Raw genomic sequence first — 25,352 nt, forward strand, 5'->3', positions numbered from 1 at the left:
GCCGATGAAGAGCTGTAGCCGACTTCCAGCGCTACAGACTGCACGCTCATGCCCTAACGCAACAACGCTAACGCTTGCAGGTAGCGTAGCCGTTGTCGCCACTCGCTGAACGACATACCGAGTAATGCCTGACAGCGCCGCTACAGCGTGCGTTCCGTGCTGTAGACCTCGGTTGCCCATTGCGCCAGCGTACGGTTATCCGCCGGGCATTGCTCCAGCGCATGCAACACTGGAGCCAACAGGCGATCGTCGGTTCCTGGCAAGTAATTGCGTTGGCGCGGTGCCACCGTCATTTGATCGCAAAACACACGACACAAGCGTAGGTCTGGTTTATCGTGAGGGATCAGTACGTCACGCGCGAACAAATCATCCTGAATCGCCTTAAACAGCGGGCCAACCTCAAGCAGGCACGGCGTTTCGGGAAGTTCTGCATACCAACGCGCATCAAAATTGATGGTGCGAATGGTGGCCTGACGTTGGTTGTAGCAAGTGTGCTCAACCCCCTGAGGCAACCAGATAGCAAAATGGGTCGGTGCCAAAAAACGCTCCTGTGCGAGACGCAGTACCACAACCCCAGAAACCACATACAACAATTGCCCCCACTCATGACGCATAGGTATCTACACATCTTTTGCAATATCTGCTATTACGTTGCTGCATGATCTCAACTTATCCATCGGCGGGATTGAGGCCCGCCTTAACCGGCGTTATCAGCGTCTGGTTAAGCAACACATGACTCCCCCAGCACCATTGGCGTCAGCCGTTAAAGACCTTGCCTGCGCGCAGAAAACAACATTCGCCACTACTCAGGCCGTTTGGCGTTTTTTCAATAATGAACGTATTAGCTTCAGTCAGCTCAATGAACCGATTATTTCGCTGGCTCTCCGGCAGGTTGCACTTAACCCGCATCCATACGCTCCCGTCGTTCACGACTGGTCTCATTTACAGTTTCGTACCCACAATGGGAAAGAAGAACGTTTGAAAATGACGCATGGTGGCGACGTCGGTTATGAACCACAAACCCGCCTACTGGTTGATGCTGCAAATGGTTTACCAATAGCGCCCCTGTCTCAAACTCTAACCGATAGGGCGGGTTGTCGTTCAACGCTAACCGAGGGCTTGTCTGAGAGTCTGACTCATATGGATGCTTTGACGGCTGATATCGCCCGCATTGAGTTTCTTGATACCGGGAAGAAGTTAGTTCATCTCATTGACCGTGAAGGTAACTCTATCGGGCATATGCGCACATTAAGCTCCCAGGGAATATGTTGGCTTATCCGGGGAAAGGAAGGGCATCGGGCCGAGTGGGGCGGTGACACCCGTAAAATTGGTGAAATTGCAGACGATCTGCCATTTATCGCAAACGGACTGGTTGGCTGGAAAGGGAAAAAAGCCAATATGGAGATCGGGGAAACATCCGTGATCATAACACGAACAGCAAAACCGAAGCGGAAAGACAAGAACACCGGACGGCGAGTGAAAGTTCAGCCAGGCGTAGCTCTGACACTCAGATTAGTTGTGGTTCGCCTTACCGATACTCACGGTAAATTTATCGGACGCTGGACGCTGCTCACAAACGTTAGCAACGAGATCACCAGCGCGGAAGTCGCTCGCTGGTATTACTGGCGCTGGGGTATTGAATCCTTTTTTAAGCTGCTGAAAGGTGCCGGTCATGATGTAGAAAAATGGCTTGAGCGCAGTGCTGCTGCCCTGCTACGCAGGTTATTGATAGCTAGCATGGCATGTGTGCTGGTATGGCGGCTGCAACGCGCTGAAGGAGACGACAATGCGGATGCCCGTCAGTTAATTTGCCGATTATCCGGACGACAACAAAAACGAGGGCGTAAAGAAAGCGCCCCAGCGCTGCTTGCCGGACTATCCATTCTGCTAAATACCTTGACGTTATTAGCAGACTATACCCCGGAAGAACTTGCCCACTTAGCTATGGTGGTTTTTAACCCTTTATGATGTGTAGATATAGCCAAGCGACTTAATTTTGATTACACCATATGGACTGAGAACAAAATCTCTGTATCGCAACCACTCTCTCTTTTTTTGCTTGTGCCCATTTATGCTCAATGGGGTTAAGATCTGGCGAATATGTAGGCAAATACTCCACCATATACCCTGCATCGATGATGACTTGTTGAATATTATGTTTTTTGTGAAAAGTTGCATTGTCCATCACGATTACCCTGTTTTTAGGGAGTACTGGGATAAGGACTTGTGTGACCCAGGAATAGAAAACATCGCTGTTAATATTGATATCAAATAATCCGATAGCAAACAGCGTTGTGCCTAATAAAGGAGCCTGTTTAAGATTTTGTGTAAATGCCTTTCCTCAGAAGTGACCGTCAAGGCGGTCACCGAACTCGATAATAAAGCGACTCATTGCCATACGCCAGTCCTGTAAGGCATAGGTATCTACACATCATAAAGGGTTAAAAACCACCATAGCTAAGTGGGCAAGTTCTTCCGGGGTATAGTCTGCTAATAACGTCAAGGTATTTAGCAGAATGGATAGTCCGGCAAGCAGCGCTGGGGCGCTTTCTTTACGCCCTCGTTTTTGTTGTCGTCCGGATAATCGGCAAATTAACTGACGGGCATCCGCATTGTCGTCTCCTTCAGCGCGTTGCAGCCGCCATACCAGCACACATGCCATGCTAGCTATCAATAACCTGCGTAGCAGGGCAGCAGCACTGCGCTCAAGCCATTTTTCTACATCATGACCGGCACCTTTCAGCAGCTTAAAAAAGGATTCAATACCCCAGCGCCAGTAATACCAGCGAGCGACTTCCGCGCTGGTGATCTCGTTGCTAACGTTTGTGAGCAGCGTCCAGCGTCCGATAAATTTACCGTGAGTATCGGTAAGGCGAACCACAACTAATCTGAGTGTCAGAGCTACGCCTGGCTGAACTTTCACTCGCCGTCCAGTGTTCTTGTCTTTCCGCTTCGGTTTTGCTGTTCGTGTTATGATCACGGATGTTTCCCCGATCTCCATATTGGCTTTTTTCCCTTTCCAGCCAACCTGTCCGTTTGCGATATAGCCAAGCGACATTATTTTGATAACAATTAGCTGTATTTTTTTGCCACATATCAGGGCATTGGCTGTAATCATTTTTAAGTCGGTTGGCTATAAATGGCAGATTATCTGCAATTTCACCAATTTTACGGGTGTCACCGCCCCACTCGGCCCGATGCCCTTCCTTTCCCCGGATAAGCCAACATATTCCCTGGGAGCTTAATGTGCGCATATGCCCGATAGAGTCACCTTCACGGTCAATGAGATGAACTAACTTCTTCCCGGTATCAAGAGACTCAACGCGGGCGATATCAGCCGTCAAAGCATCCATATGAGTCAGACTCTCAGACAAGCCCTCGGTTAGCGTTGAACGACAACCCGCCCTATCGGTTAGAGTTTGAGACAGGGGCGCTATTGGTAAACCATTTGCAGCATCAACCAGTAGGCGGGTTTGTAGTTCATAACCGACGTCGCCACCATGCGTCATTTTCAAACGTTCTTCTTTCCCATTGTGGGTACGAAACTGTAAATGAGACCAGTCGTGAACGACGGGAGCGTATGGATGCGGGCTAAGTGCAACCTGCCGGAGAGCCAGCGAAATAATCGGTTCATTGAGCTGACTGAAGCTAATACGTTCATTATTGAAAAAACGCCAAACGGCCTGAGTAGTGGCGAATGTTGTTTTCTGCGCGCAGGCAAGGTCTTTAACGGCTGACGCCAATGGTGCTGGGGGAGTCATGTGTTGCTTAACCAGACGCTGATAACGCCGGTTAAGGCGGGCCTCAATCCCGCCGATGGATAAGTTGAGATCATGCAGCAACGTAATAGCAGATATTGCAAAAGATGTGTAGATACCTATGGTGATAGGGTTTGGTCTGACCGCTGGCTTCGCCATGGCACTTGGGGTATGGAAACGAGTGATAGAAATCACTACCAGACATCTTTAACCGCCCCACAGTTTCGGAAGTACGTCTTTAAACAACAAACTCAGAATACCCGCCAGCAAGAACCATTGCAGACGGTCAAATCGTTTCTCAGCGAAATCGAGGCGTTTGTCTATCTGTCCAATATCCTTACGGACATCGGCTATCTCACGCTTCACTTCGGCGATATCAGCGGACAAGTCTTTGCGCACATCGTCGAGATCGCGCTTTGTAGCAAGGTCTGCTACTTCGTGTGATTTTCGCACAACAAGAGATATCGCCTTGGCTTGGTCTTTCGGCAACCCGGCGTTTTCCAGCGTTTCAACGAACTCTTGAGTATCAAATGCAACCTAGCCGATAGCGGATCCTCCTGTGTTAAGCCAAGTGTAAGCGATCTGACCGCCAATCTGCAAAATTTTACCCGTTAGCATCCTACCTAATTAAACTTAACTAAAAGGAGGCCAGTAATAAGTTTTTTCATGCCAACCTTTTTCATACATGCATGACTCTATGACCGAATCTCTTGCACTTTTATTGCGATCTTTCTCTACTGTCCTGAAAGAAGGTATTTTTCTATATGGCGAGCACTTCTTTTTATCATCACAGGGTACATATTGGTCTTTAAAATCAAATTCAAAATTTGTAACAAGATCGGGGGGAAAACGCTCGTACCCCAGTGCCTTGCAAGCAGCATACTCTGAATTATGTTCAAATTCTGTTGCACCACGGCGTTCCCATTTTGTACAGCCAGACATTGAGAGCATAGCAATAAATATCGTGATAATAAAAAGCATATTCATTTTTATCTTGACTCCTGAAAAACCATATTGTTTAGAGAGATTACATAGAGCCGTAGCCAAAAATATATCTGTTGTAAGTATGCATTTTACGCCAACTTGACGCAAGGATAACCCATGCGCTATAGTCACTCTGCATCTGCAAATTCAGGTGCCGGGTTTAGTACCCCGGATAACTAACAAGGCGCATAACACGCCTACAGCGTGTTTTTTTATGTGTCAGTCCGCCATATCAGAATAATGGTGAGCTGGATGGGGGAGCCGCAAGGCTCGCCGGATCCTTGTTAGCCGGTCGTACTAACCCTATCCAGCTCGCCACCATACAGAGCTTAGTACCTCTAGGTGGTGATGTTCCTTAACTAACAAGGAAATCATTACTATGACAACGGCTTTGTTGAATAATAGGTAATCATGCTGTTTTTCCATGCCAGTTTTGGTTGAAAATGCTTGTACATCTCAGGTGTACACTTTTCTCATGAGGCCTAACTGCATGATTTTACGTTGCGAGGATCCGTCGTTTCGCTGGGCTGCCAGCATAAAATCTATTTATTCAACAAAGCCTATGACAACCTTAATGTTCCGCAATACCGTTATTGAAACCATCTCCCACAACGGGCAGATCTGGTTCACTTCTACCGAGCTTGCTAAAGCGCTCGACTACTCCAGCGTCAAATCAGTTACTAACCTTTACAACCAGAATCGAGATGAGTTCACAGAGGGTATGTCATTGGTCATTGATTCAGTGACCAATGGAATAAACAATAGCTTACGCAAGATTGGGCTTCGCATTTTCTCCCTGCACGGCGCGCACCTGATTGCGATGTTAGCCAACACGCCGATCGCCAAAGAGTTCCGCAAATGGGTGCTGGATAAGAAACAAAGATCCCACAATACAAACCCAAGCCGCCGAACTGTTCAACGATGATGATACCCGCTGCCTGACCCATCTGGCATAGGTATCTACACATCATAAAGGGTTAAAAACCACCATAGCTAAGTGGGCAAGTTCTTCCGGGGTATAGTCTGCTAATAACGTCAAGGTATTTAGCAGGATGGATAGTCCGGTAAGCAGCGCTGGGGCGCTTTCTTTACGCCCTCGTTTTTGTTGTCGTCCGGATAATCGGCAAATTAACTGACGGGCTGCCGCATTGTCGTCTCTTTCAGCGCGTTGCAGCCGCCATACCAGCACACATGCCATGCTAGTATCAATAACCTGCGTAGCAGGGCACCAGCACTGCGCTGAGGCCATTTTTCTACATCATGACCGGCACCTTTCAGCAGCTTAAAAAAGGATTCAATACCCCAGCGCCAGTAATATAGCCAAGCGACTTAATTTTGATTACACCATATGGACTGAGAACAAAATCTCTGTATCGCAACCACTCTTCTCTTTTTTTTTGCTTGTGCCCATTTATGTTCAATGGGGTTAAGATCTGGCGAATATGTAGGCAAATACTCCACCATATACCCTGCATCGATGATGACTTGTTGAATATTATGTTTTTTGTGAAAAGTTGCATTGTCCATCACGATTACCCTGCTTTTAGGGAGTACTGGGATAAGGACTTGTGTGACCCAGGAATAGAAAACATCGCTGTTAATATTGATATCAAATAATCCGATAGCAAACAGCGTTGTGCCTAATAAAGCGCCGATAACATTTGTTCTTCCCTTGGCTCCCCAGTTCTTCAGGCCAAAACACCGTTGACCTTTTGGGGAATAGGAGCCTGTTTAAGATTTTGTGTAAATGCCTTTCCTCAGAAGTGACCGTCAAGGCGGTCACCGAACTCGATAATAAAGCGACTCATTGCCATACGCCAGTCCTGTAAGGGCATCGTCCATTTCTGTGATGCCCCTTGGATTGCCAGCCATACAACCTTCTTCACCGAGTCATCAGTCGGGAACACCTTGCGTTTCTTGATTGCATGCCGGAGCACGCTGTTCAGTGATTCTATAGCGTTCGTCGTGTAGATTACCTTGCGAAGTTCCTGCGGGTACGAGAAGAATGTCGACAGGTTGGCCCAGTTTGACTGCCAGCTCCGGCTTATCTGCGGATAGCGGTGATCCCATGTCCCACCGAACGTCTCCAGCGCCTGAAGCGCGGCCTCTTCGGTTGGAGCCTGATACACTGCTTTGAGGTCGCGTGTTACCGCCTTATCGTCCTTCCAGGCAACGAAGCGCAGACTGTTGCGCGCCATGTGCACGATGCACAACTGGATGCGGGCTTCCGGGTAGACCGTGTTGATGCCATCCGGGAACCCTTTCAGGCCGTCCACACAGCCAATGAGGATGTCGGTCAGGCCACGGTTTTTCAGTTCTGTCAGCACGTTCAGCCAGAACTTTGCGCCTTCATTTTCGGCCAGCCACATCCCCAGTAGCTCTTTCTGGCCTTCGATATTGATACCCAGCGCCAGGAACACAGACTTATTGATAACGCGGCTGTCCTGCCGGACTTTCAGAACGATACAGTCAAGGTAAACAATGGGATAAACCGCATCCAGGGGGCGATTTTGCCATTCAACAACCTGCTCCATAACGGCATCGGTAACCTTCGATACCAGGGCGGGTGAGACATCCGCGTCATACAGTTCTTTGAACGCAGCGGCAATTTCGCGGGTGGTCATCCCTTTGGCATACAACGATAAAATCTGGTTATCCATCCCGGTGAGCCGGGTCTGGTTCTTCTTCACCAGTTGCGGTTCAAAGGAAGCATCACGATCAAGTGGTGTACGCAGTTCCAGCGGACCATCGCCGGTGGTAACAGTCTTTGTGGAGTAGCCATTGCGCGTGTTATAGCCAACCGACTTAAAAATGATTACATCCAATGCCCTGATATGTGGCAAAAAATACAGCTAATTGTTATCAAAATAATGTCGCTTGGCTATACCAGCGAGCGACTTCCGCGCTGGTGATCTCGTTGCTAACGTTTGTAAACAGTGTCCAGCGTCCGATAAATTGTATTAGTCGCGACTAGATCTGACACTGGACCTTGAAAGGTTGAGAGTTACCGGTTTTGATATGGGTGTCTAATCCTTAAACAAAACGCGAGGTAACTCTCATGCTTCATACTAACAATCCCATTATCAAACACAAAGCCGGCCTGCTCAATCTCGCCGAAAAACTCGGTAACGTATCAAAAGCCTGCAAGAGCATGGGCGTGTCACGCGATACATTTTACCGTTATCAGGAACTGGCTGCTGAAGGCGGCATTGATGCGCTGCTTAACCAGAACCGCCGGGTTCCGAACCTGAAGAACCGCGCCGACGAAGCCACTGAACGCGCGGTTGTTGATTATGCTATTGAGTTCCCGCCCCATGGGCAGCACCGGACCAGTAATGAGCTGCGTAAAAAAGGCGTATTTATCTCCGGCAGCGGCGTGCACTCCATCTGGCAACGACACGACCTGGAGAACTTCCGTAAACGCCTGAAGGCGCTTGAGGAAAAGGTCGCCAGAGAAGGCATTGTCCTTACCGACGCTCAAATCGCAGCCCTGGAGAAGAAGGCGCACGATGATGAGGCCTGCGGTGAAATCGAGACAGCACATCCCGGGTATCTGGGCTCGCAGGACACCTTCTACGTGGGCAATCTGAAGGGGGTGGGCCGTATCTACCAGCAGACGTTCGTGGATACGTACTCGAAAGTGGCGCACTGCAAGCTGTATACGAATAAAACACCGCTCACCGCCGCCGACCTGCTCAATGATAGCGTACTCCCGTTCTACGAGGCTCAGGGACTGCCGGTGCTGAGAATACTGACCGACAGGGGTACGGAGTACTGTGGTAAAGTGGAGCAGTATGATTATCAGCTTTATCTGGCTATCAACGATATCGAGCATACGAAAACGAAGGCGATGTCTCCGCAGACGAACGGCATCTGAGAGCGCTTCCATAAAACCATTTTGCAGGATTTTTACCAGGTTACGTTCGGCAAGAAGTTATATGGAGACCTGGAAAGCCTGCAGGTAGATCTGGACAACTGGTTGTGGCATTACAATACTGAGCGAACTCATCAGGGAAAAATGTGCTGCGGGCGTACGCCGATGGCCACTTTACTCGATGGAAAACGGATCTGGGCAGAAAAGAATCTGAACCAGATGTAATCTGACAGACACCTGTATAAATAATCGGTAACTGTCAGATCAGGTCTGAGCTAGTACAGATAAATTTACCGTGAGTATCGGTAAGGCGAACCACAACTAATCTGAGTGTCAGAGCTACGCCTGGCTGAACTTTCACTCGCCGTCCGGTGTTCTTGTCTTTCCGCTTCGCTTTTGCTGTTCGCGTTATGATCACGGATGTTTCCCCGATCTCCATATTGGCTTTTTTCCCTTTCCAGCCAACCTGTCCGTTTGCGATAAATGGCAGATCGTCTGCAATTTCACCAATTTTACGGGTGTCACCGCCCCACTCGGCCCGATGCCCTTCCTTTCCCCGGATAAGCCAACATATTCCCTGGGAGCTTAATGTGCGCATATGCCCGATAGAGTCACCTTCACGGTCAATGAGATGAACTAACTTCTTCCCGCTATCAAGAGACTCAACGCGGGCGATATCAGCCGTCAAAGCATCCATATGAGTCAGACTCTCAGACAAGCCCTCGGTTAGCGTTGAACGACGACCCGCCCTATCGGTTAGAGTTTGAGACAGGGGCGCTATTGGTAAACCATTTGCAGCATCAAGCAGTAGGCTGGTTTGTAGTTCATAACCGACGTCGCCACCATGCGTCATTTTCAAACGTTCTTCTTTCCCATTGTGGGTACGAAACTGTAAATGAGACCAGTCGTGAACGACGGGAGCGTATGGATGCGGGCTAAGTGCAACCTGCCGGAGAGCCAGCGAAATAATCGGTTCATTGAGCTGACTGAAGCTAATACGTTCATTATTAAAAAAACGCCAAACGGCCTGAGTAGTGGCGAATGTTGTTTTCTGCGCGCAGGCAAGGTCTTTAACGGCTGACGCCAATGGTGCTGGGGGAGTCATGTGTTGCTTAACCAGACGCTGATAACGCCGGTTAAGGCGGGCATCAATCCCACCGATGGATAAGTTGAGATCATGCAGCAACGTAATAGCAGATATTGCAAAAGATGTGTAGATACCTATGATACTAAACCCTGCCTCAAAAAGCCGGCTAGCCCCCTCCCGCCTCAGGTCGTGGTAGCGAAGGTCTTCGCTCCCCAAAGCAGAACGCACCCACTGAAACCCCGCAGTGACAGATTTCGCATTGTAGGGAAAAATCAGTTCTGATTTCTTTGGTTGTCGCTGAACAATCCCCTAGGCATTTCCCAATAACGGAACCATCATGTGATTACCGTCTTTCTTGCGGGGATCCTTCCTATCTCTTACCATCACGGCTTTTTGCTTCTCGTCGATATAGCCAAGCGACATTATTTTGATAACAATTAGCTGTATTTTTTTGCCACATATCAGGGCATTGACTGTAATCATTTTTAAGTCGGTTGGCTATACTTCATCAGCAGTTGACGAACACTTATTTGACTTGCATCGGAATCGGACGGGACAGCATGCTCCTCAAGTTCGGCGGCACGACGTGTACCCCAGCTCTTTGCTACGGCTAATTTTCCAAACGTTTTACTTTCACGGTAAAGGTGTTTACCCTGATCCTTCACCCCAACAGTGCAGCGGTATCTTACCGCCCCATCTGCGCGGGGGCGTTTAGCAATCGTAAAGTATGCCATTTCGTTACTATCTCCGCATACTAGGACACCAAATTGTGGTGTCCCTTATGGTGTCCCGTGAATGCAAAAATAAGACAAAACCGCCCAAAATGCACGAAAATAAAGAAATTCCCAACCCGCATAAGAAAAGCGCAGTACCTGAGAAAGCCAGCAATTACAACCTCAACCGCTTCTCCATCGCGCCGATGCGTGATTGGACCGATCGTCATTGCCGTTATTTCCACCGCCAACTGACCCGTCAAACGCTGCTGTACACCGAGATGGTCACGACCGGCGCCATTATTCACGGTAAGGGCGATTATCTGGCTTACAGTGATACCGAGCATCCGGTGTCGTTGCAGCTGGGCGGCAGCGATCCTGCTGCGCTGGCGCAGTGCGCGCAGCTGGCAGAGCAGCGCGGCTACGATGAGATCAATCTCAACGTCGGCTGCCCTTCGGACCGCGTGCAGAATGGACGCTTTGGTGCCTGCTTGATGGCAGAAGCAGAACTGGTGGCGGATTACATCAAAGCGATGCGCGATCGGGTATCGATCCAGGTTACGGTGAAAACTCGCATCGGCATCGACGATCAGGATAGCTACGCTTTCCTGTGCGATTTTGTTCACACCGTGGCCGAGCGCGGCCAGTGCGATACCTTTATTATCCATGCGCGCAAAGCCTGGCTTTCAGGCCTGAGTCCAAAAGAGAATCGCGAGATCCCGCCGCTGGATTATCCACGCGTCTATCAGCTCAAGCACGATTTTCCAGCGTTGACCATCGCCATTAATGGCGGTGTGAAAACGCTGGAAGAGGCAAAAACCCATTTGACGCAGCTCGATGGGGTGATGATGGGACGCGAAGCCTATCAAAATCCCGGCCTGCTACTGGATGTCGATTCGCAACTGTTCGGTATTGATGCCCCCGCCGTCAGCCCGTTTAGCGTGGTGGAAGCGATGTATCCCTACATTGAGCGTGAGCTGACCAACGGAACCTATTTGGGCCATATCACCCGCCATATGCTGGGCTTGTTCCAAAGTATTCCCGGCGCGCGTCAATGGCGCCGTCATTTAAGCGAAAATGCCCACAAACCCGGCGCTGGCATCCCGGTGGTGGAAGCGGCACTGGCGCTGGTACGCGATTGCGCGGCATAAAAAACACCAACTGTTAGTCAAAATAGCCACAAACTATTGCCCACACCGACATTCCCTTCTTATAAATCAATATGTTATCAGAATTGGAAGGTTGGCATACTTCTTGTAATACCTCCCACAGAACTCGCCGTTAGTACGGTACACCTGATTGAGGAGAGAAATCATGCTGGAGTTTTTGTTCGTTGTGGGCTTTTTCGTGATGCTAATGGTCACCGGGATTTCACTGATTGGCGTACTGGGCGCACTGGTCATTGCTGCGGTGGTGATGCTGGTGGGGGGGCTGGTTGTTACCGCCATCAAAGTGCTGCCCTGGCTGCTGCTGGCGGTGGCTATCGTCTGGTTGTGGTGTTACTGGCAGTAAAAACCGCTGCGTGATTACCGCTGATACCACACGTTGTGACGGCAGCAGCAAATACCGCTTCTGATCACCACGATCCCCGGTAATTTACGCCAATTTTGTGCGCCAGCAGATATTTTTTCCCCTAAGCCGCTGTTAGGATGGCGGCTCTTGGTCACTATGACTGCCTCCATGTAGTAAGGCGGTTTGCGTAACCGGTAACACGCACAGGACACGCGGCCTGCGCGAATCAATAAAAAATGATTTCATCCGCGTCAGAGCATCATCATCCAAAAAAATTACGCCTCGATGCGCTGACGTTCGCCACGCTGTACCCTACATACAGCATGATGAAATATCAAAAATAATGCAGCAACAAGGGCCTCGTTTGGGGCCCTTACTTTTTACGCTGACCGCCTACTATTGCCATTACGACAGACTACAGTGGCTCACTTATAGCCAAGCGACTTAATTTTGATTACACCATATGGACTGAGAACAAAATCTCTGTATCGCAACCACTCTCTCTTTTTTTGCTTTTTGCTTGTGCCCATTTATGCTCAATGGGGTTAAGATCTGGCGAATATGTAGGCAAATACTCCACCATATACCCTGCATCGATGATGACTTGTTGAATATTATGTTTTTTGTGAAAAGTTGCATTGTCTATCACGATTACCCTGTTTTTAGGGAGTACTGGGATAAGGACTTGTGTGACCCAGGAATAGAAAACATCGCTGTTAATATTGATATCAAATAATCCGATAGCAAACAGCGTTGTGCCTAATAAAGCGCCGATAACATTTGTTCTTCCTTTGGCTCCCCCGTTCTTCAGGCCAAAACACCGTTGACCTTTTGGGGAATAGCCGTGAGTCCGTGGGGTATCGTGTGGAAAACCACTTTCATCAATAAAAACAATAGGCTTACCTTCTTTTTCATACTGTTGTTTTTTTGTTGAAATGCTTGCCGGGCGCTTTCGTCAGCTTTCGGATGACGTAGAGTTTTTTTTATAGGTCAATCCCAGCTTTTTAAGAGCTTGCCAAATGGCCTTCTGACAAACGCCAAAACGCTCTGCACGTTCTTTTTGGTAAGCATCTGGATATGGTTCAACATCTTTTATCAACTCGGATTTATCGCTCTTTCGCTGACGCGTGGTCGATGCTTTTGACGCTATTTGATTAATCCAACGCGATACAGAGGAAGGGCCAATCCGAAATTGCTTCGCTGTTTCTCGGATACTCAACCCTTCTTCTTCCCGTGTAGATATCACTTTACGTCTAAAATCAATTGAATAGCTCATTTAAATAATGTAATCAAAATTAAGTCGTTTAGCTATATCGTCCATAGGTATCTACACATCTTTTGCAATATCTGCTATTACGTTGCTGCATGATCTCAACTTATCCATCGGCGGGATTGAGGCCCGCCTTAACCGGCGTTATCAGCGTCTGGTTAAGCAACACATGACTCCCCCAGCACCATTGGCGTCAGCCGTTAAAGACCTTGCCTGCGCGCAGAAAACAACATTCGCCACTACTCAGGCCGTTTGGCGTTTTTTTAATAATGAACGTATTAGCTTCAGTCAGCTCAATGAACCGATTATTTCGCTGGCTCTCCGGCAGCTTGCACTTAGCCCGCATCCATACGCTCCCGTCGTTCACGACTGGTCTCATTTACAGTTTCGTACCCACAATGGGAAAGAAGAACGTTTGAAAATGACGCATGGTGGCGACGTCGGTTATGAACTACAAACCAGACTACTGCTTGATGCTGCAAATGGTTTACCAATAGCGCCCCTGTCTCAAACTCTAACCGATAGGGCGGGTTGTCGTTCAACGCTAACCGAGGGCTTGTCTGAGAGTCTGACTCATATGGATGCTTTGACGGCTGATATCGCCCGCGTTGAGTCTCTTGATACCGGGAAGAAGTTAGTTCATCTCATTGACCGTGAAGGTGACTCTATCGGGCATATGCGCACATTAAGCTCCCAGGGAATATGTTGGCTTATCCGGGGAAAGGAAGGGCATCGGGCTGAGTGGGGCGGTGACACCCGTAAAATTGGTGAAATTGCAGACGATCTGCCATTTATCGCAAACGGACAGGTTGGCTGGAAAGGGAAAAAAGCCAATATGGAGATCGGGGAAACATCCGTGATCATAACGCGAACAGCAAAACCGAAGCGGAAAGACAAGAACACCGGACGGCGAGTGAAAGTTCAGCCAGGCGTAGCTCTGACACTCAGATTAGTTGTGGTTCGCCTTACCGATACTCACGGTAAATTTATCGGACGCTGGACGCTGCTCACAAACGTTAGTAACGAGATCACCAGCGCGGAAGTCGCTCGCTGGTATTACTGGCGCTGGGGTATTGAATCCTTTTTTAAGCTGCTGAAAGGTGCCGGTCATGATGTAGAAAAATGGCTTCAGCGCAGTGCTGGTGCCCTGCTACGCAGGTTATTGATAGCTAGCATGGCATGTGTGCTGGTATGGCGGCTGCAGCGCGCTGAAGGAGACGACAATGCGGCAGCCCGTCAGTTAATTTGCCGATTATCCGGACGACAACAAAAACGAGGGCGTAAAGAAAGCGCCCCAGCACTGCTTGCCGGACTATCCATCCTGCTAAATACCTTGACGTTATTAGCAGACTATACCCCGGAAGAACTTGCCCACTTAGCTATGGTGGTTTTTAAGCCTTTATGATGTGTAGATACCTATGCCCACGACGACGGCATTTCATTACGCAATCTCGATCAAGCACAGGTGATTTTACTCGGCGTGTCCCGTTGCGGCAAAACGCCCACCAGCCTGTACCTCGCCATGCAGTTTGGCATTCGCGCGGCCAACGACCCTTTCATCGCCGATGATATGGACAATTTGCGTCTGCCTGAAGCGCTTAAACCGTTTCAACACAAACTGTTCGGGCTGACCATCAATGCCGAACGTTTGGCGGCGATCCGGGAAGAACGTCGCGGCAACAGTCGTTATGTGTCATTGCGTCAGTGCCGGATGGAACTGAGCGAAGTAGAAGCGCTGTTTCGACGTCACCAGATTCCTTATCTCAACACGACAAACTACTCCGTGGAGGAGATTTCCGCCAAGATCATCGACATATTAGGCATGAGTCTTCTCACATACTAGTACATTATCATTTTTTAACGAAAGCGGGTTGAATTGCCCCCTGATTCGGTTATCGTGGATGTCATGACTTCCCGACATGTCGTCGTAGCGAAGCAGCCCATTTGGTAGGAGACGGGGAAAAACTGACACTCGCTTAGCGCCCAAGAGTCCCGCCGCCGTCTGACATGATGCGCGAGCCATTCACTCACGTAGCCTTATCTTCAGGAAGATAAACGCAGTGTGAGCGATGACTTATTTTCTATGCGCGTTACCCCTTGGTTCAGCGGCGTTTTTTTGCAAGACGAAACGCCATGCGACACGATCCCCTGACCGACCCGTAAGCAGAGATATTGCATGTTAAAAACTGATGAGTTACGCAGCCAGCGGCGCGATCGTCTGATCGCGCCGCAGGTGCTGCTGGCGCAATTGCCGGTTTCACCTGCGGTTGCAGAAAATGTGACAATGTCACGAAATAGGATAGAAAATATTCTCACCGGAAAAGATCCTCGTTTGCTAGCGATCGTTGGCCCCTGTTCTATCCACGATGTTGATGCTGCCCTCGATTATGCGCGCCAGCTTGCTACACGGCGTGCTCGCTATCAGGATCGGCTGGAAATCGTGATGCGCACTTATTTTGAAAAGCCGCGCACCGTTGTCGGCTGGAAAGGGTTAATTTCCGATCCAGCCCTTGATGGTAGCTATCAGGTCAACCACGGCTTGGCATTGGCACGCCGTCTGCTGCTAGATATCAACGCGCTTGGTCTACCAACCGCAACAGAATTTCTGGATATGGTCACCGGGCAATACATTGCCGATATCATCAGCTGGGGTGCCATTGGCGCGCGAACCACGGAAAGCCAGATTCACCGCGAAATGGCTTCCGCCCTCTCCTGCCCGGTTGGTTTCAAAAATGGCACCGACGGCAATCTACGCATCGCTATTGATGCCATCCGTGCCGCGCGCGCGTCTCATCTGTTTCTCTCGCCAGATAAACAAGGGCAAATGACCATCTACCAGACGCACGGCAACCCCTATGGCCATATCATTCTGCGCGGCGGGAAACATCCCAATTATCACGCCGCTGATATTCAGGCCGCCTGCGAACTGGTGCGCGAATTTGCTTTACCATTACAGTTAGTGGTGGATTTTAGCCACGGCAACAGCTACAAACAGTACCAGCGACAAATGGATGTGTGTGCAGATGTGTGTCAACAGATACGTTCGGGTTCGCGCGCCATTGCAGGTGTTATGGTGGAAAGCTTTCTGGTTGAAGGTCAGCAACCGTTGGCTGCGCCGCAAACGCTGGTTTACGGTAAATCGATTACCGATGGCTGCCTAGGCTGGCAGGACACTGAAACCCTGCTTGCACAATTAGCTGATGCGGTAGACAGCCGCTTCTAACGCCCTACTGCCTTTCAACCGCGCACGGTCATTCCTGGTCGTGCGTTGCCGCTCCACCATCCTCTGCTGGCTTACCTGTTTCCGACGTATTAAAAAATCTTCACTTGATGTCACCTTTTGGCAACATGAAAATGATTCTCATTTATTAAGTTAATTATTTCTAATACGATAATATCCATCGCAGAACGACCACAGGAACAGACAATGCCGAACCCGAACGCGATTTATGCTCAATACCTGCAAGCCAAAAACAACAATCCCCGCCAGTACGCTCGTGATATCGCCACGACGCTCGGCATCAATGAAGCAGTGTTGGCGCATGCACGCGTCGGTCATGATGCGCAACGCTTTCTAGGGGATGCCAAGCGCTGGCTGCTGGCGCTGGAGAAGGTAGGCCAGACCAAGTCCATCACGCGTAACACCTATGCAGTGCACGAACAGGTTGGCGTTTACCAAAATCAACATTTGGACGGTCATGCGGGGTTGATCCTCAATCCTTATGTGCTGGATCTTCGCCTGTTTTTGCATCAGTGGAATGTGGCATTCAGTCTGCGGGAAGAGACCGCACGGGGCGAGCGTCAGAGCATTCAATTTTTTGACCATCAGGGTGATGCTATCCTGAAGGTATATGCCACCGAACAGACCGATATGGCGGCATGGGACGCCTATCTGGCTGAATTTGTCACAGACGTTAACCCAGAGGTGCAGTTACGTCAGGAAACCCCTGCGACCACTCAGGCTCCCAGCATCGACCAGGCGGCATTTGAAGCCGAATGGCGTGCCATGACGGATGTACACCAATTTTTCATTCTACTTAAACGCTACAATCTTACGCGTCAACAGGCTTTCCACGCCGTTAAAGACGATCTGGCCTGCAAGGTCGATAACAGCGCCCTGTCGCAAATTCTTACCGCTGCGCAGCAGGATCAAAACGACATCATGGTGTTCGTTGGCAACCGTGGCTGCGTACAGATTTTCACCGGCCCCATCGCCCGGGTGGAGAAAATGGCGCAGCACGCGGAATGGATCAACATTTTCAACCCGGATTTCACCCTGCACCTGATTGAAGATGCGATTGCCGAAAGCTGGATCACCCGTAAACCAACCGCAGACGGTGTCATCACCAGCCTGGAACTCTATGCGGCTGATGGCACGCAAATCGCACAGCTGTTTGGCCAGCGCACTGAAGGCACGCCAGAACAGGCACAATGGCGCAAACAAATCGAGGCGCTCACCGCAAATAAGGAACTGGTCGCATGAAAAACTGGCTTTACGCACTGCTCCTGACGCTACCACTGAGTGCCAGCGCCAATGAACGTATCGTCTCCATTGGCGGTGATGTCACCGAAATCATCTATGCGCTTGGCGCTGAGCAGCAACTCATTGCCCGCGACAGCACCAGCATGCACCCGCCCGCAACGAAAGCACTGCCGGACGTTGGCTATATGCGCCAATTGAATGCGGAAGGCATTCTGTCATTAAAACCGTCGTTGGTGATTGCCAGTGAGTTGTCACAGCCCTCTCTGGTGCTCAAGCAAGTGGCAGACAGCGGCGTCAAAGTGATCATGGTACCTGCACAACCGACGCTGGAAAGCATTCCGCAGAAAATCAACACGATTGCACAGGCGTTGCAGAAAGAGAGCGAAGGCAAAGTACTGACCGACCGTTATCAGCAGCAGGTGTCTGCCGTGGCACAGCAACCGCTGCCCGTCAAAGCGCTGTTTGTTCTCAGTCACGCTGGCATGACGGCCATGGCGGCAGGGAAAAATACTCCCGCCGATACGGTAATTCGCGCTGCCGGATTACAAAATGCCATGCCTGATGTAGTGCGTTACCAGCCGCTATCGCAAGAAGGCGTTATCGCCAGTGCGCCCGATCTGTTGTTGATCTCCGCACAAGAATTGCAGAGTTTAGGGGGCGAAGAGAAAATCTGGCAGTTGCCCGGTGTTGCACTGACCCCTGCGGGCAAACACTGCCGTGTCGTGGTGGTCGATGATATGGCGATGCTTGGCTTTACGCTGGAAACCCCTGCGCAGTTAACCACGCTGCGTCACGCCGCCGAGCAGCTAAAATGAGACTACGGCAACGTCCCCGCCTGATTCTGGCGGGGTTGGTGTGTTTCACTCTGCTGTTAATGCTGGGTGCCGCCAATATGGGGGCACTCACCCTCTCCTTCCGCCAATTGTGGCATGCTCCGATCAGCGATCCGCTGTGGCATATCTGGCTCAATATTCGCCTACCGCGCGTCCTGCTGGCACTGTTGGTGGGCAGCGCGCTCGCCGCAGCCGGTGCAGCGATGCAGGGGCTGTTCCGCAACCCACTAGCTGATCCCGGATTGCTGGGTATCAGTAGCGGAGCAGCGTTGTTTGTCGCGTTTGCGTTGTTGATGCCTTTGTGCCTTCCGCCGTTGCTAGCGCTCTATAGCCCGATGTTGGCCGCTTTCGCCGGCAGTCTGACGGTGACAGCCATTCTGTTTATGCTGGGACGCGATGAGCGCGGCGGCGTGACGCGCCTGCTGTTAACCGGCATTGCACTGAATGCGCTATGTGGAGCAGCCGTTGGCGTACTGACCTACATCAGTAACGATCAGCAATTGCGTCAGTTTTCGCTCTGGGGGATGGGCAGCCTGGGACAAGCGCAGTGGCCGGTGCTGCTGGTGGCCGCTTCTCTGATCGTTCCCGTGATGGTGTGCGTACAGTGCTATGCCCGCAAACTCAATCTGCTTCAGTTGGGTGATGAAGACGCACACTATCTGGGCGTGAAGGTAAAACAGACCAAGCTTATATTACTGCTGCTCAGCGCACTGCTGGTAGGCACGGCAGTGGCGGTCAGCGGCGTGATTGCGTTTATCGGGTTGGTCATTCCACATTTGGTACGCATGAACCTGAGTGCCGATCACCGCTGGTTGCTACCCGGATCAGCGCTGGCAGGTGCAGGATTGCTTATCGCGGCCGATACGCTGGCTCGCATGGTGCTGGCTCCTGCGGAAATACCCGTCGGTTTGCTCACCAGTTTGATAGGCAGTCCCTACTTCCTATGGCTCATTGTCACGCACAAGGGACGAACCCATGACTAATCGCCTGATGGCACAGCATCTGCACTATCAGGTTGCCGGACGCACATTGATTGATGATGTTTCGTTGGACATCAACTGCGGTGAGATCGTCGCGATTATTGGCCCGAATGGGGCGGGAAAATCCACGCTGCTGCGTCTGCTCACCGGATATTTGGCAGCCGATAGCGGTGAATGTCAGCTGGCCGGAAAAGCGCTCGCTGACTGGCAGCCTGATGCTTTGGCACAAACCCGCGCCGTCATGCGTCAACACGGCGCGCTGAATTTTCCGTTTAGCGTGTGCGACGTGGTTGCTATGGGACGTGCGCCCTATCGCCACGATTGTGCAGGTGACAGCGTGGTCGATTATGTCATGGCGTTAACCGAATGCACGGCGTTAGCTCAACAGGATTACCGCCATCTTTCCGGCGGGGAGCAGCAGCGCGTGCAGTTGGCTCGCGTACTGGCGCAGTTATGGCATCCGACACCGACGCCCTGCTGGCTGTTTCTGGATGAACCGACATCTGGACTTGATCTCTATCATCAACAACACCTGCTGCGTCTGCTTAAGCTACTTACACAACAGCAGCCCCTTGCGGTGTGCTGCATTCTGCACGACCTGAATCTGGCCGCGCTCTATGCTGATCGCATTGCACTACTGCATCAGGGAAAACTGGTGGCACAAGGCACGCCGCCAGCGGTATTGCAAAGCGAAAAGCTCACGCAGTGGTATCAGGCCGACGTGCTGGTACACCCGCATCCCGACGACGCGACGCCGCAAGTTTTTCTGCGCCGTTAACCTAGTTCGAACAAGACACTTCCAACGCTTTACCCCACGCTGGCGGCACTGCCGCCAGCGATTCATATTCAGGCTGTTCATCATAAGGACGAGAAAGCGCCTGATGCAACTGCGTCAATGGGCCTATATAGCCAAGCGACTTAATTTTGATAACAATTAGCTGTATTTTTTTGCCACATATCAGGGCATTGGCTATAATCATTTTTAAATCGTTTGGCTATATGCTTCAACAGCGCGTTGTTGCCGCCTTATCTGAAACGTGCAAAAAGCCTCGAAGAGTTGCTACCATGGCTGTACCTGCGAGGCATATCCACCGGTGATTTTCACGAAGCCCTGAGGGCGCTTCTCGGTGAAAAAGCTAATGGCCTCTCTGCAGCAGACTGAAACAGCAATGGCTTGAAGAGCACAGGCAATGGTGCCTGCGTGATTTAAGCGATACGCGCTACGTTTATTTCTGGGCCGATGGCATATACAGCCATGTCAGGCAAGATGATCGCCTTTGCCTGCTGCTCATTATCGGCGTCACTGAGCATGGACGTAAGGAGCTGCTTGCGGTCGAAGATGGTTATCGAGAGTCAGAAGCAAACTGGGCCGAACTTCTTAATGGCCTGCGAGCACGTGGCCTAACCGTATCTCCCAAGCTGGCTACGGGAGACGGTGCCCTTGGTTTTTGGAATAATGGCAAAGATATTCCCAGGCATGCAGCACCAACGCTGTTGGGTGCACAAAACCGCTAATGTGTTGGCTTCACTCCCCAAAGCCATGCAACCGAAAGTTAAGGCTGAGCTGCGGGAGGTTTGGCTAGCAGAGAGCCGCGATGCCGCTAATGAAGCCTTTGATGTTTTGTTGGCAAGGTTTTCAGCGAAGTATCCTGCAGCGATGAAGAAGCTGGAGAAAGCTCGAGAAGAACTGCTGGCATTCTACGACTTCCCGTCAGAGCACTGGGCATCAATAAGAACGACAAATCCGATTGAATCGGCTTTTGCGACTGTGAGGCTACGAAGCAGACGCGCGAAGAACGGTGGTTCGAGAGAAACAACCCTGTCAATGGTATTTAAGCTGTTCCAGTCAGCTCAGAAAAGCTGGAACCGACTAAGAGGATTTGACCTGCTGACCCTGGTTGTAAGCAACGTCCAATCTAAGGATGGAGAACAGATTCACGAAGCATCAGAGCGAAACGCAGCCTGATCGCCATACACCAGATTTGCTAATAACTCCTGAGTTTCCGGCTCATAGTGGTAATCGAGGCCGGTTTCACCCATCGCCACCACGAGTGGATCAGCAGCCAGTTGGCGTAGCTCAGCATAATCATACGGTGCGTCCTGATTGAGAGGATGCACACCGCACGAATAAGCCACTCCCGGGCGATCGCCGATCAGTTCACGCATGGTGCGATAACCGGACAGCGTGGTTGCCACCGCCAGCACAAAGCCGACGTCACGCGCCCGTGCTTTGGTCAACACATCAGACACATCTTTATGCAGAGATTGATAATCCAGAGCATCAAGGTGGCAGTGCGAATCCACTAATAACATGCTATTTACTCAACGCTTCTCAAACAGAGAAAGAAGGGAGAGAATTCAGGTTTACCGTTTGGAACCGTTGTTCCCATTCCAGCAACACATCGGCCAGCAGGAGTTCACGGTTTACGCCTGTCACCGTCAGGAGCTGATGACGGCAACGCAGCCAACGAGCAAGCATGGCGTCTATTTCCGTAGCAGGTAACTGGCTAGCTAACAGCGCTATCAGCACATCCTGATCGAGGTTAACGCGCGCGCGCGCGGCTCCACGCTGTATTTTTAACGCATCCAGTAGCAGCGAGGAAAGCCAGTGAAGACGCTCCGGTGCGTCATCATGGTTCAGTTGAGGCAACAGCGAATAAAAAGCACGCGCTGACACCGCGTTTGCCAGCGCCTGACATAATGCCGTGCGCTGGCGTGCGGTATCATCTTGCAGCAGGTGATCAGCCGCCAGCGGCGCACCTGCCTGCAAACGCAGCGCGGTTTGCAGCGCCTGCTCAGACGCAGGGTGTCGTTTATTGAGCCAAACAACGCTTTCTGCTTCGTCAGGCGTAGGCAGATAAAGGTGCAGGCAGCGGCTGCGCAGCGTCGCCAGCAAACGTGTTGGCTCATGACAACCCAGCAAAAAATAGGTCGCTTCTGGCGGTTCTTCCAGGGTTTTTAACAACGCGTTGGCCGCCGCTTCAGTCAGCTGCTCGCTGTTTTCAATCCATACCAGCTTGGCACCACCCTGCCGTGAACGCTGATAGAGGTTTTCCAATACGCTGCGTATCGCATCAACCCCTAACGTCTGTTTGCCCTTTTCCGGGCTGAGGGCATACCAGTCCGGGTGCGTACCCGCCATCATCAATTTACAGGAATGGCATTCGCCGCAGCTTTTCATGCCCTCTGGCTTCTGGCAGAGCACGCGTCTTGATAACGCATACACCAGCGATTCGCGCCCTATACCCGGCAACGCGTGCAGCAACACCGCGTGGTGTGCTCGCCCCTCCTGATATCCCTCAATCAGCTGCCGATAGGGCCCATTCAGCCATGGATACCATTCCATGCTTAGCGCTCCAGTACCGACAACAGTGCAGCATCTTGTGCCTGTTGCTGACCAAGCCACTGCACCAGAGCAGCTTCAATATCCGCACTCACCTTGTCCAACGGTTGTGAGGCATCAATGGTAACGATGGTGGCATCGTTGGCAGCCAGCGCCTGATAACGTGCACGAGTACGGGCGAAGAAATCCAATGATTCCTGCTCAATGCGGTCGAGTGCACCGCGCTGGCGTGCACGCGCCAACCCCTGCTCCGGCGGAATATCAAGGTACAAAGTAAGATCGGGACGAAATGTGCCCAGCACGGTATCACGCAGTGACTGCATGAGCTGTTGATCCATACCGCGCCCACCGCCCTGATAAGCCTGCGAGGAGAGATCGTGGCGATCGCCAATCACCCAGGTGCCCCGCGCCAAGGCGGGTTTGATGACATTTTCCACCAGCTGTACGCGTGCAGCATAGAGCATCAATAATTCAGCTTTATCCGTGATTCTCTCGTCGTCGGCACCCTGTTTTATCAGGTCACGTAGTCGCTCGGCCAATGGCGTACTGCCCGGTTCTCGGGTAAAAACCACATCCTGCACGTCGTGCGTCCGTAAAGTCGCTAATACGGTGTTCTGCGCACTGGTTTTACCTGCGCCTTCCAATCCTTCAATCACGATAAATTTACTGTTCATCCCGGTCCTTCAGCATTGAGCGGTAAGCGCGCACTGCACGGTTGTGATCGGCAAGGTTGGTCGTGAAACGGTGTCCCCCCCTCCCGTCCGCCACAAAATAAAGATAATCTGTTTTTGCCGGATGCGCGGCAGCTTCAAGTGCAGCTCGGCTCGGCATGGCGATTGGCGTAGGCGGCAACCCGGCAATCACATAGGTATTATACGGCGTTGCGGTATCCAGTGCGCTACGCGTTATCACACCACGATAACCCTCACCCATACCATAAATCACGCTAGGATCGGTTTGCAGACGCATGCCTGCGCGTAGACGATTTACAAACACCGACGCGACCTGAGGGCGCTCCTCTTTAACTGCCGTCTCTTTTTCTACGATGGAGGCCATGGTCAGCAGTTCCTCCTGCGACGCATAGGGCAACCCCGTCTCGCGATTTTTCCACACTCCGTCCACCACATTACGCATACGATGATGCGCCCGCAGCAGCAGATCGCTGTCGCGCGTGCCTGCGGTGTAAAGGTAAGTGTCAGGGTAGAGCCAGCCTTCCGGGTTCTCCGCCTCTTTAATGTCCAGCAGTGCAGCAATCTCTTGCAGCGTTTTATCCTGTACGCTGTGCGTCAGGTAGGGTGCGGTTTTCAACGTTTCCAGCCAGTCACGCAGTCGCGATCCTTCGACAAAACGAATAGAAAACTGCGCCTCTTTGCCGCTCGCCAGCAACGCCAGCATCTCCCGTACCGTCATACCCAGCATCAGGCGATAGGTGCCCGCTTTGAACTTTGCCAATTCTGGCTCCACGCGCAGCAGCCACTGAAACAGCACCGTTGGAGAGATCACCTGCTGTTCTGTCAGCGAGGTTTCCAGGACTTCTTTGCCGGTTCCGGCCGGGATGGTGAAAATGGTCTCCTGTTCAATCAACAGCGGCGAGCGGGCAAACTGTTGCAGGTTATGCCATGCAGCGCCGAGTGCCGAGGCGAGTACCATCACCACCAGCAGAAAAAATAGCGTTTTCTTTCTTTTCATCATTCAACCATCGACTAACCGTTAGGGCTCAGTAGTTGGTACAACGCTCTGGAGCGATAACACCAAGTATCAATTTGATTGACCGGAAGCACCGGCATCAATGCATTACAAACAAACACTTCATCAGCATCGGCGAGCGTCGTCACAGGTTCACGCACTAGCTGTAACCGATAATCGGGATACTGGGCCAAGCGGGTCATCACCTGCTGACGCGCCACACCGTTCACACCCGCGAGTGACAAATCCGGCGTAAATACCTGATAGCCCTTGCGCCAAAACAAATTAGCCACACAGCATTCCACTATGCAGCCCTCAGTGTCAAGCACCACCATGTCATCGACACCTTGCGCTTCCATCTCCTGGCGTATCAGGATCTGCTCCAGACGATTCAGGTGTTTAATGCCCGCCAATCGCGGATTGCGCCCCAACGTGACCGGACTGATGCCAAGAGATATACCCTGCTTGCGCCATTCGGTGTATTGAGCAGGATAACGCATCTGCATGACTATACTCGTCGGCGCGCCACAAGACAGCATGCTATAACCTCGTCCGCCACTACCACGGGTTACGATGGTTTTCACTACGCCTTGCTCCACGCCCTGTGCCGCCCGCTCCATTTCGGCTTGCAGTCTATCCCATGCCGCAAACGGAATATGCAAACGCGCAGTGTCCTGACGTAACCGCGCCATATGCAATGGCAACCACACGATCTTGCCTTCCAGCACGCGTGCGGTGGTGAAGCACCCGTCACCATACTGGAGGCCACGATCGGTAACGGCTATCTGCTCTTGCGCTTGGCCATTTATCCAAAACATACGCTGTCCTC

Annotated in this window: 24 protein-coding genes and 8 pseudogenes; 13 read left to right on the forward strand and 19 right to left on the reverse strand. The window is 51.2% G+C overall.

What is annotated here, in order from left to right; all coding sequences use genetic code 11:
• Nucleotides 1–140 precede the first annotated feature (140 nt).
• Complete coding sequence (locus ACD630_RS01000) at nt 141–614, reverse strand: AraC family ligand binding domain-containing protein (RefSeq protein WP_430357825.1); 474 nt, start codon at nt 612–614, stop codon at nt 141–143.
• Nucleotides 615–651: 37 nt separating this feature from the next.
• On the opposite strand from ACD630_RS01000, the gene ACD630_RS01005 reads away from it, so the two are divergent.
• Nucleotides 652–1,968 carry a hypothetical protein gene (locus ACD630_RS01005; RefSeq protein ID WP_430357826.1) on the forward strand — a complete coding sequence of 439 codons (1,317 nt, stop codon included), beginning with the start codon at nt 652–654 and terminating at the stop codon, nt 1,966–1,968.
• A gap of 22 nt (nt 1,969–1,990) precedes the next feature.
• Here ACD630_RS01005 and ACD630_RS01010 read toward each other — a convergent pair whose 3' ends face one another.
• The 4 genes from ACD630_RS01010 to ACD630_RS01025 all read right to left on the reverse strand — a co-directional run bounded on the left by ACD630_RS01010 (nt 1,991) and on the right by ACD630_RS01025 (nt 4,805).
• A complete protein-coding gene (locus ACD630_RS01010) occupies nt 1,991–2,290 on the reverse strand; it encodes a transposase (protein WP_430359834.1) in 300 nt (99 codons plus the stop codon).
• A gap of 562 nt (nt 2,291–2,852) precedes the next feature.
• Nucleotides 2,853–3,842 (reverse strand): hypothetical protein, encoded by a 990-nt coding sequence (locus tag ACD630_RS01015; RefSeq protein WP_430357827.1) that lies wholly within the window; start codon nt 3,840–3,842, stop codon nt 2,853–2,855.
• A 123-nt stretch (nt 3,843–3,965) separates the two neighbouring features.
• Complete coding sequence (locus ACD630_RS01020) at nt 3,966–4,247, reverse strand: hypothetical protein (RefSeq protein WP_430357828.1); 282 nt, start codon at nt 4,245–4,247, stop codon at nt 3,966–3,968.
• 144 nt (nt 4,248–4,391) lie between these two features.
• Nucleotides 4,392–4,805: a hypothetical protein gene (locus tag ACD630_RS01025; protein WP_430357829.1), complete on the reverse strand. Its 414-nt coding sequence runs from the start codon at nt 4,803–4,805 to the stop codon at nt 4,392–4,394.
• Between the two features lie 427 nt (nt 4,806–5,232).
• On the opposite strand from ACD630_RS01025, the gene ACD630_RS01030 reads away from it, so the two are divergent.
• The gene (locus ACD630_RS01030) at nt 5,233–5,667 is read left to right on the forward strand and encodes a BRO-N domain-containing protein (protein WP_430357830.1); all 435 of its coding nucleotides are present in this window, start codon (nt 5,233–5,235) and stop codon (nt 5,665–5,667) included.
• A 42-nt stretch (nt 5,668–5,709) separates the two neighbouring features.
• On the opposite strand, the gene ACD630_RS01035 is transcribed toward ACD630_RS01030, so the two are convergent.
• The 4 genes and pseudogenes from ACD630_RS01035 to ACD630_RS01050 form a co-directional block, all read right to left on the reverse strand.
• Nucleotides 5,710–5,940 carry a hypothetical protein gene (locus tag ACD630_RS01035; protein ID WP_430357831.1) on the reverse strand — a complete coding sequence of 77 codons (231 nt, stop codon included), beginning with the start codon at nt 5,938–5,940 and terminating at the stop codon, nt 5,710–5,712.
• A gap of 76 nt (nt 5,941–6,016) precedes the next feature.
• Nucleotides 6,017–6,163 (reverse strand): hypothetical protein, encoded by a 147-nt coding sequence (locus ACD630_RS01040; RefSeq protein ID WP_430357832.1) that lies wholly within the window; start codon nt 6,161–6,163, stop codon nt 6,017–6,019.
• Between the two features lie 22 nt (nt 6,164–6,185).
• Nucleotides 6,186–6,434 (reverse strand): annotated as a pseudogene (locus tag ACD630_RS01045) (transposase); the annotation flags it as partial.
• Nucleotides 6,435–6,499: 65 nt separating this feature from the next.
• Nucleotides 6,500–7,540: pseudogene (locus ACD630_RS01050) on the reverse strand (IS256 family transposase); the annotation flags it as partial.
• Between the two features lie 260 nt (nt 7,541–7,800).
• Between ACD630_RS01050 and ACD630_RS01055 the strand changes: the two are divergent.
• Nucleotides 7,801–8,841 (forward strand): annotated as a pseudogene (locus ACD630_RS01055) (IS481 family transposase).
• 34 nt (nt 8,842–8,875) lie between these two features.
• Here ACD630_RS01055 and ACD630_RS01060 read toward each other — a convergent pair.
• The gene (locus ACD630_RS01060) at nt 8,876–9,802 is read right to left on the reverse strand and encodes a hypothetical protein (protein WP_430360126.1); all 927 of its coding nucleotides are present in this window, start codon (nt 9,800–9,802) and stop codon (nt 8,876–8,878) included.
• A gap of 39 nt (nt 9,803–9,841) precedes the next feature.
• Nucleotides 9,842–10,437 (reverse strand): annotated as a pseudogene (locus tag ACD630_RS01065) (hypothetical protein); the annotation flags it as partial.
• Nucleotides 10,438–10,526: 89 nt separating this feature from the next.
• Between ACD630_RS01065 and dusA the strand changes: the two are divergent.
• Together dusA and pspG are read left to right on the forward strand one after the other, a co-directional pair.
• The gene (dusA, locus tag ACD630_RS01070; RefSeq protein WP_430359835.1) at nt 10,527–11,567 is read left to right on the forward strand and encodes a tRNA dihydrouridine(20/20a) synthase DusA; all 1,041 of its coding nucleotides are present in this window, start codon (nt 10,527–10,529) and stop codon (nt 11,565–11,567) included.
• Between the two features lie 163 nt (nt 11,568–11,730).
• A complete protein-coding gene (gene pspG / locus ACD630_RS01075) occupies nt 11,731–11,928 on the forward strand; it encodes an envelope stress response protein PspG (RefSeq protein ID WP_430357833.1) in 198 nt (65 codons plus the stop codon).
• Nucleotides 11,929–12,490: 562 nt separating this feature from the next.
• On the opposite strand, the pseudogene ACD630_RS01080 reads toward pspG, so the two are convergent.
• Nucleotides 12,491–12,865, reverse strand: a pseudogene (locus ACD630_RS01080) (IS630 family transposase); the annotation flags it as partial.
• Nucleotides 12,866–12,883: 18 nt separating this feature from the next.
• Complete coding sequence (locus tag ACD630_RS01085; protein WP_430357834.1) at nt 12,884–13,204, reverse strand: IS630 transposase-related protein; 321 nt, start codon at nt 13,202–13,204, stop codon at nt 12,884–12,886.
• An 82-nt stretch (nt 13,205–13,286) separates the two neighbouring features.
• Here ACD630_RS01085 and ACD630_RS01090 point away from each other — a divergent pair, with 82 nt between their 5' ends.
• From ACD630_RS01090 to ACD630_RS01120, 7 genes and pseudogenes are all read left to right on the forward strand, one after another.
• Nucleotides 13,287–14,603, forward strand: coding sequence for a hypothetical protein (locus tag ACD630_RS01090; RefSeq protein WP_430357835.1), 1,317 nt, complete (start codon nt 13,287–13,289; stop codon nt 14,601–14,603).
• Nucleotides 14,604–14,612: 9 nt separating this feature from the next.
• Nucleotides 14,613–15,041 (forward strand): annotated as a pseudogene (locus tag ACD630_RS01095) (kinase/pyrophosphorylase); the annotation flags it as partial.
• A gap of 333 nt (nt 15,042–15,374) precedes the next feature.
• Nucleotides 15,375–16,421 carry a 3-deoxy-7-phosphoheptulonate synthase gene (locus ACD630_RS01100; protein WP_430357836.1) on the forward strand — a complete coding sequence of 349 codons (1,047 nt, stop codon included), beginning with the start codon at nt 15,375–15,377 and terminating at the stop codon, nt 16,419–16,421.
• 204 nt (nt 16,422–16,625) lie between these two features.
• On the forward strand, nt 16,626–17,681 hold the full coding sequence (locus ACD630_RS01105) for a hemin-degrading factor (protein ID WP_430357837.1): 1,056 nt from the start codon (nt 16,626–16,628) through the stop codon (nt 17,679–17,681).
• Nucleotides 17,678–18,496 carry a heme/hemin ABC transporter substrate-binding protein gene (locus ACD630_RS01110; protein ID WP_430357838.1) on the forward strand — a complete coding sequence of 273 codons (819 nt, stop codon included), beginning with the start codon at nt 17,678–17,680 and terminating at the stop codon, nt 18,494–18,496. The genes ACD630_RS01105 and ACD630_RS01110 overlap by 4 nt, the downstream gene beginning before the upstream one ends.
• Nucleotides 18,493–19,497, forward strand: coding sequence for a FecCD family ABC transporter permease (locus ACD630_RS01115; protein WP_430357839.1), 1,005 nt, complete (start codon nt 18,493–18,495; stop codon nt 19,495–19,497). Before ACD630_RS01110 ends, ACD630_RS01115 begins: the two co-directional genes overlap by 4 nt.
• Nucleotides 19,490–20,272 (forward strand): heme ABC transporter ATP-binding protein, encoded by a 783-nt coding sequence (locus ACD630_RS01120; protein WP_430357840.1) that lies wholly within the window; start codon nt 19,490–19,492, stop codon nt 20,270–20,272. The genes ACD630_RS01115 and ACD630_RS01120 overlap by 8 nt, the downstream gene beginning before the upstream one ends.
• Before the next feature lies 1 nt (nt 20,273).
• Here the strand turns inward: ACD630_RS01120 and ACD630_RS01125 are convergent, their stop codons facing one another.
• Nucleotides 20,274–20,474: a hypothetical protein gene (locus ACD630_RS01125; RefSeq protein ID WP_430357841.1), complete on the reverse strand. Its 201-nt coding sequence runs from the start codon at nt 20,472–20,474 to the stop codon at nt 20,274–20,276.
• 23 nt (nt 20,475–20,497) lie between these two features.
• Here ACD630_RS01125 and ACD630_RS01130 point away from each other — a divergent pair.
• Nucleotides 20,498–21,460: pseudogene (locus tag ACD630_RS01130) on the forward strand (IS256 family transposase); the annotation flags it as partial.
• Between the two features lie 29 nt (nt 21,461–21,489).
• Here ACD630_RS01130 and ACD630_RS01135 read toward each other — a convergent pair.
• The 5 genes and pseudogenes from ACD630_RS01135 to pabC all read right to left on the reverse strand — a co-directional run.
• Nucleotides 21,490–21,807 (reverse strand): annotated as a pseudogene (locus tag ACD630_RS01135) (TatD family hydrolase); the annotation flags it as partial.
• Nucleotides 21,808–21,826: 19 nt separating this feature from the next.
• Nucleotides 21,827–22,840: a DNA polymerase III subunit delta' gene (gene holB, locus ACD630_RS01140; RefSeq protein WP_430357842.1), complete on the reverse strand. Its 1,014-nt coding sequence runs from the start codon at nt 22,838–22,840 to the stop codon at nt 21,827–21,829.
• Between the two features lie 2 nt (nt 22,841–22,842).
• Complete coding sequence (gene tmk, locus ACD630_RS01145) at nt 22,843–23,511, reverse strand: dTMP kinase (RefSeq protein WP_430357843.1); 669 nt, start codon at nt 23,509–23,511, stop codon at nt 22,843–22,845.
• Entirely contained in the window at nt 23,501–24,526 is a 1,026-nt protein-coding gene (gene mltG / locus ACD630_RS01150) for an endolytic transglycosylase MltG (RefSeq protein ID WP_430359836.1), read from the reverse strand. Before mltG ends, tmk begins: the two co-directional genes overlap by 11 nt.
• A 14-nt stretch (nt 24,527–24,540) precedes the next feature.
• Nucleotides 24,541–25,341: an aminodeoxychorismate lyase gene (pabC, locus tag ACD630_RS01155; protein WP_430357844.1), complete on the reverse strand. Its 801-nt coding sequence runs from the start codon at nt 25,339–25,341 to the stop codon at nt 24,541–24,543.
• Nucleotides 25,342–25,352: the final 11 nt, after the last annotated feature.

The organism is Symbiopectobacterium sp. RP (assembly GCF_050472005.1).
Lineage (GTDB): Bacteria > Pseudomonadota > Gammaproteobacteria > Enterobacterales > Enterobacteriaceae > Symbiopectobacterium.

Bases quoted from the DNA above. Each gene is read 5' to 3' on its own strand.
- ACD630_RS01000 (WP_430357825.1), bottom strand. From the start codon at position 614: ATGCGTCATGAGTGGGGGCAATTGTTGTATGTGGTTTCTGGGGTTGTG.
- ACD630_RS01035 (WP_430357831.1), bottom strand. From the start codon at position 5,940: ATGGCATGTGTGCTGGTATGGCGGCTGCAACGCGCTGAAAGAGACGAC.
- tmk (WP_430357843.1), bottom strand. From the start codon at position 23,511: ATGAACAGTAAATTTATCGTGATTGAAGGATTGGAAGGCGCAGGTAAA.
- ACD630_RS01120 (WP_430357840.1), top strand. From the start codon at position 19,490: ATGACTAATCGCCTGATGGCACAGCATCTGCACTATCAGGTTGCCGGA.
- ACD630_RS01125 (WP_430357841.1), bottom strand. From the start codon at position 20,474: ATGATTATAGCCAATGCCCTGATATGTGGCAAAAAAATACAGCTAATT.
- holB (WP_430357842.1), bottom strand. From the start codon at position 22,840: ATGGAATGGTATCCATGGCTGAATGGGCCCTATCGGCAGCTGATTGAG.
- ACD630_RS01100 (WP_430357836.1), top strand. From the start codon at position 15,375: ATGTTAAAAACTGATGAGTTACGCAGCCAGCGGCGCGATCGTCTGATC.
- ACD630_RS01085 (WP_430357834.1), bottom strand. From the start codon at position 13,204: ATGAGCTATTCAATTGATTTTAGACGTAAAGTGATATCTACACGGGAA.
- ACD630_RS01030 (WP_430357830.1), top strand. From the start codon at position 5,233: ATGATTTTACGTTGCGAGGATCCGTCGTTTCGCTGGGCTGCCAGCATA.
- pabC (WP_430357844.1), bottom strand. From the start codon at position 25,341: ATGTTTTGGATAAATGGCCAAGCGCAAGAGCAGATAGCCGTTACCGAT.
- ACD630_RS01105 (WP_430357837.1), top strand. From the start codon at position 16,626: ATGCCGAACCCGAACGCGATTTATGCTCAATACCTGCAAGCCAAAAAC.
- mltG (WP_430359836.1), bottom strand. From the start codon at position 24,526: ATGAAAAGAAAGAAAACGCTATTTTTTCTGCTGGTGGTGATGGTACTC.
- ACD630_RS01110 (WP_430357838.1), top strand. From the start codon at position 17,678: ATGAAAAACTGGCTTTACGCACTGCTCCTGACGCTACCACTGAGTGCC.
- dusA (WP_430359835.1), top strand. From the start codon at position 10,527: ATGCACGAAAATAAAGAAATTCCCAACCCGCATAAGAAAAGCGCAGTA.
- ACD630_RS01115 (WP_430357839.1), top strand. From the start codon at position 18,493: ATGAGACTACGGCAACGTCCCCGCCTGATTCTGGCGGGGTTGGTGTGT.
- pspG (WP_430357833.1), top strand. From the start codon at position 11,731: ATGCTGGAGTTTTTGTTCGTTGTGGGCTTTTTCGTGATGCTAATGGTC.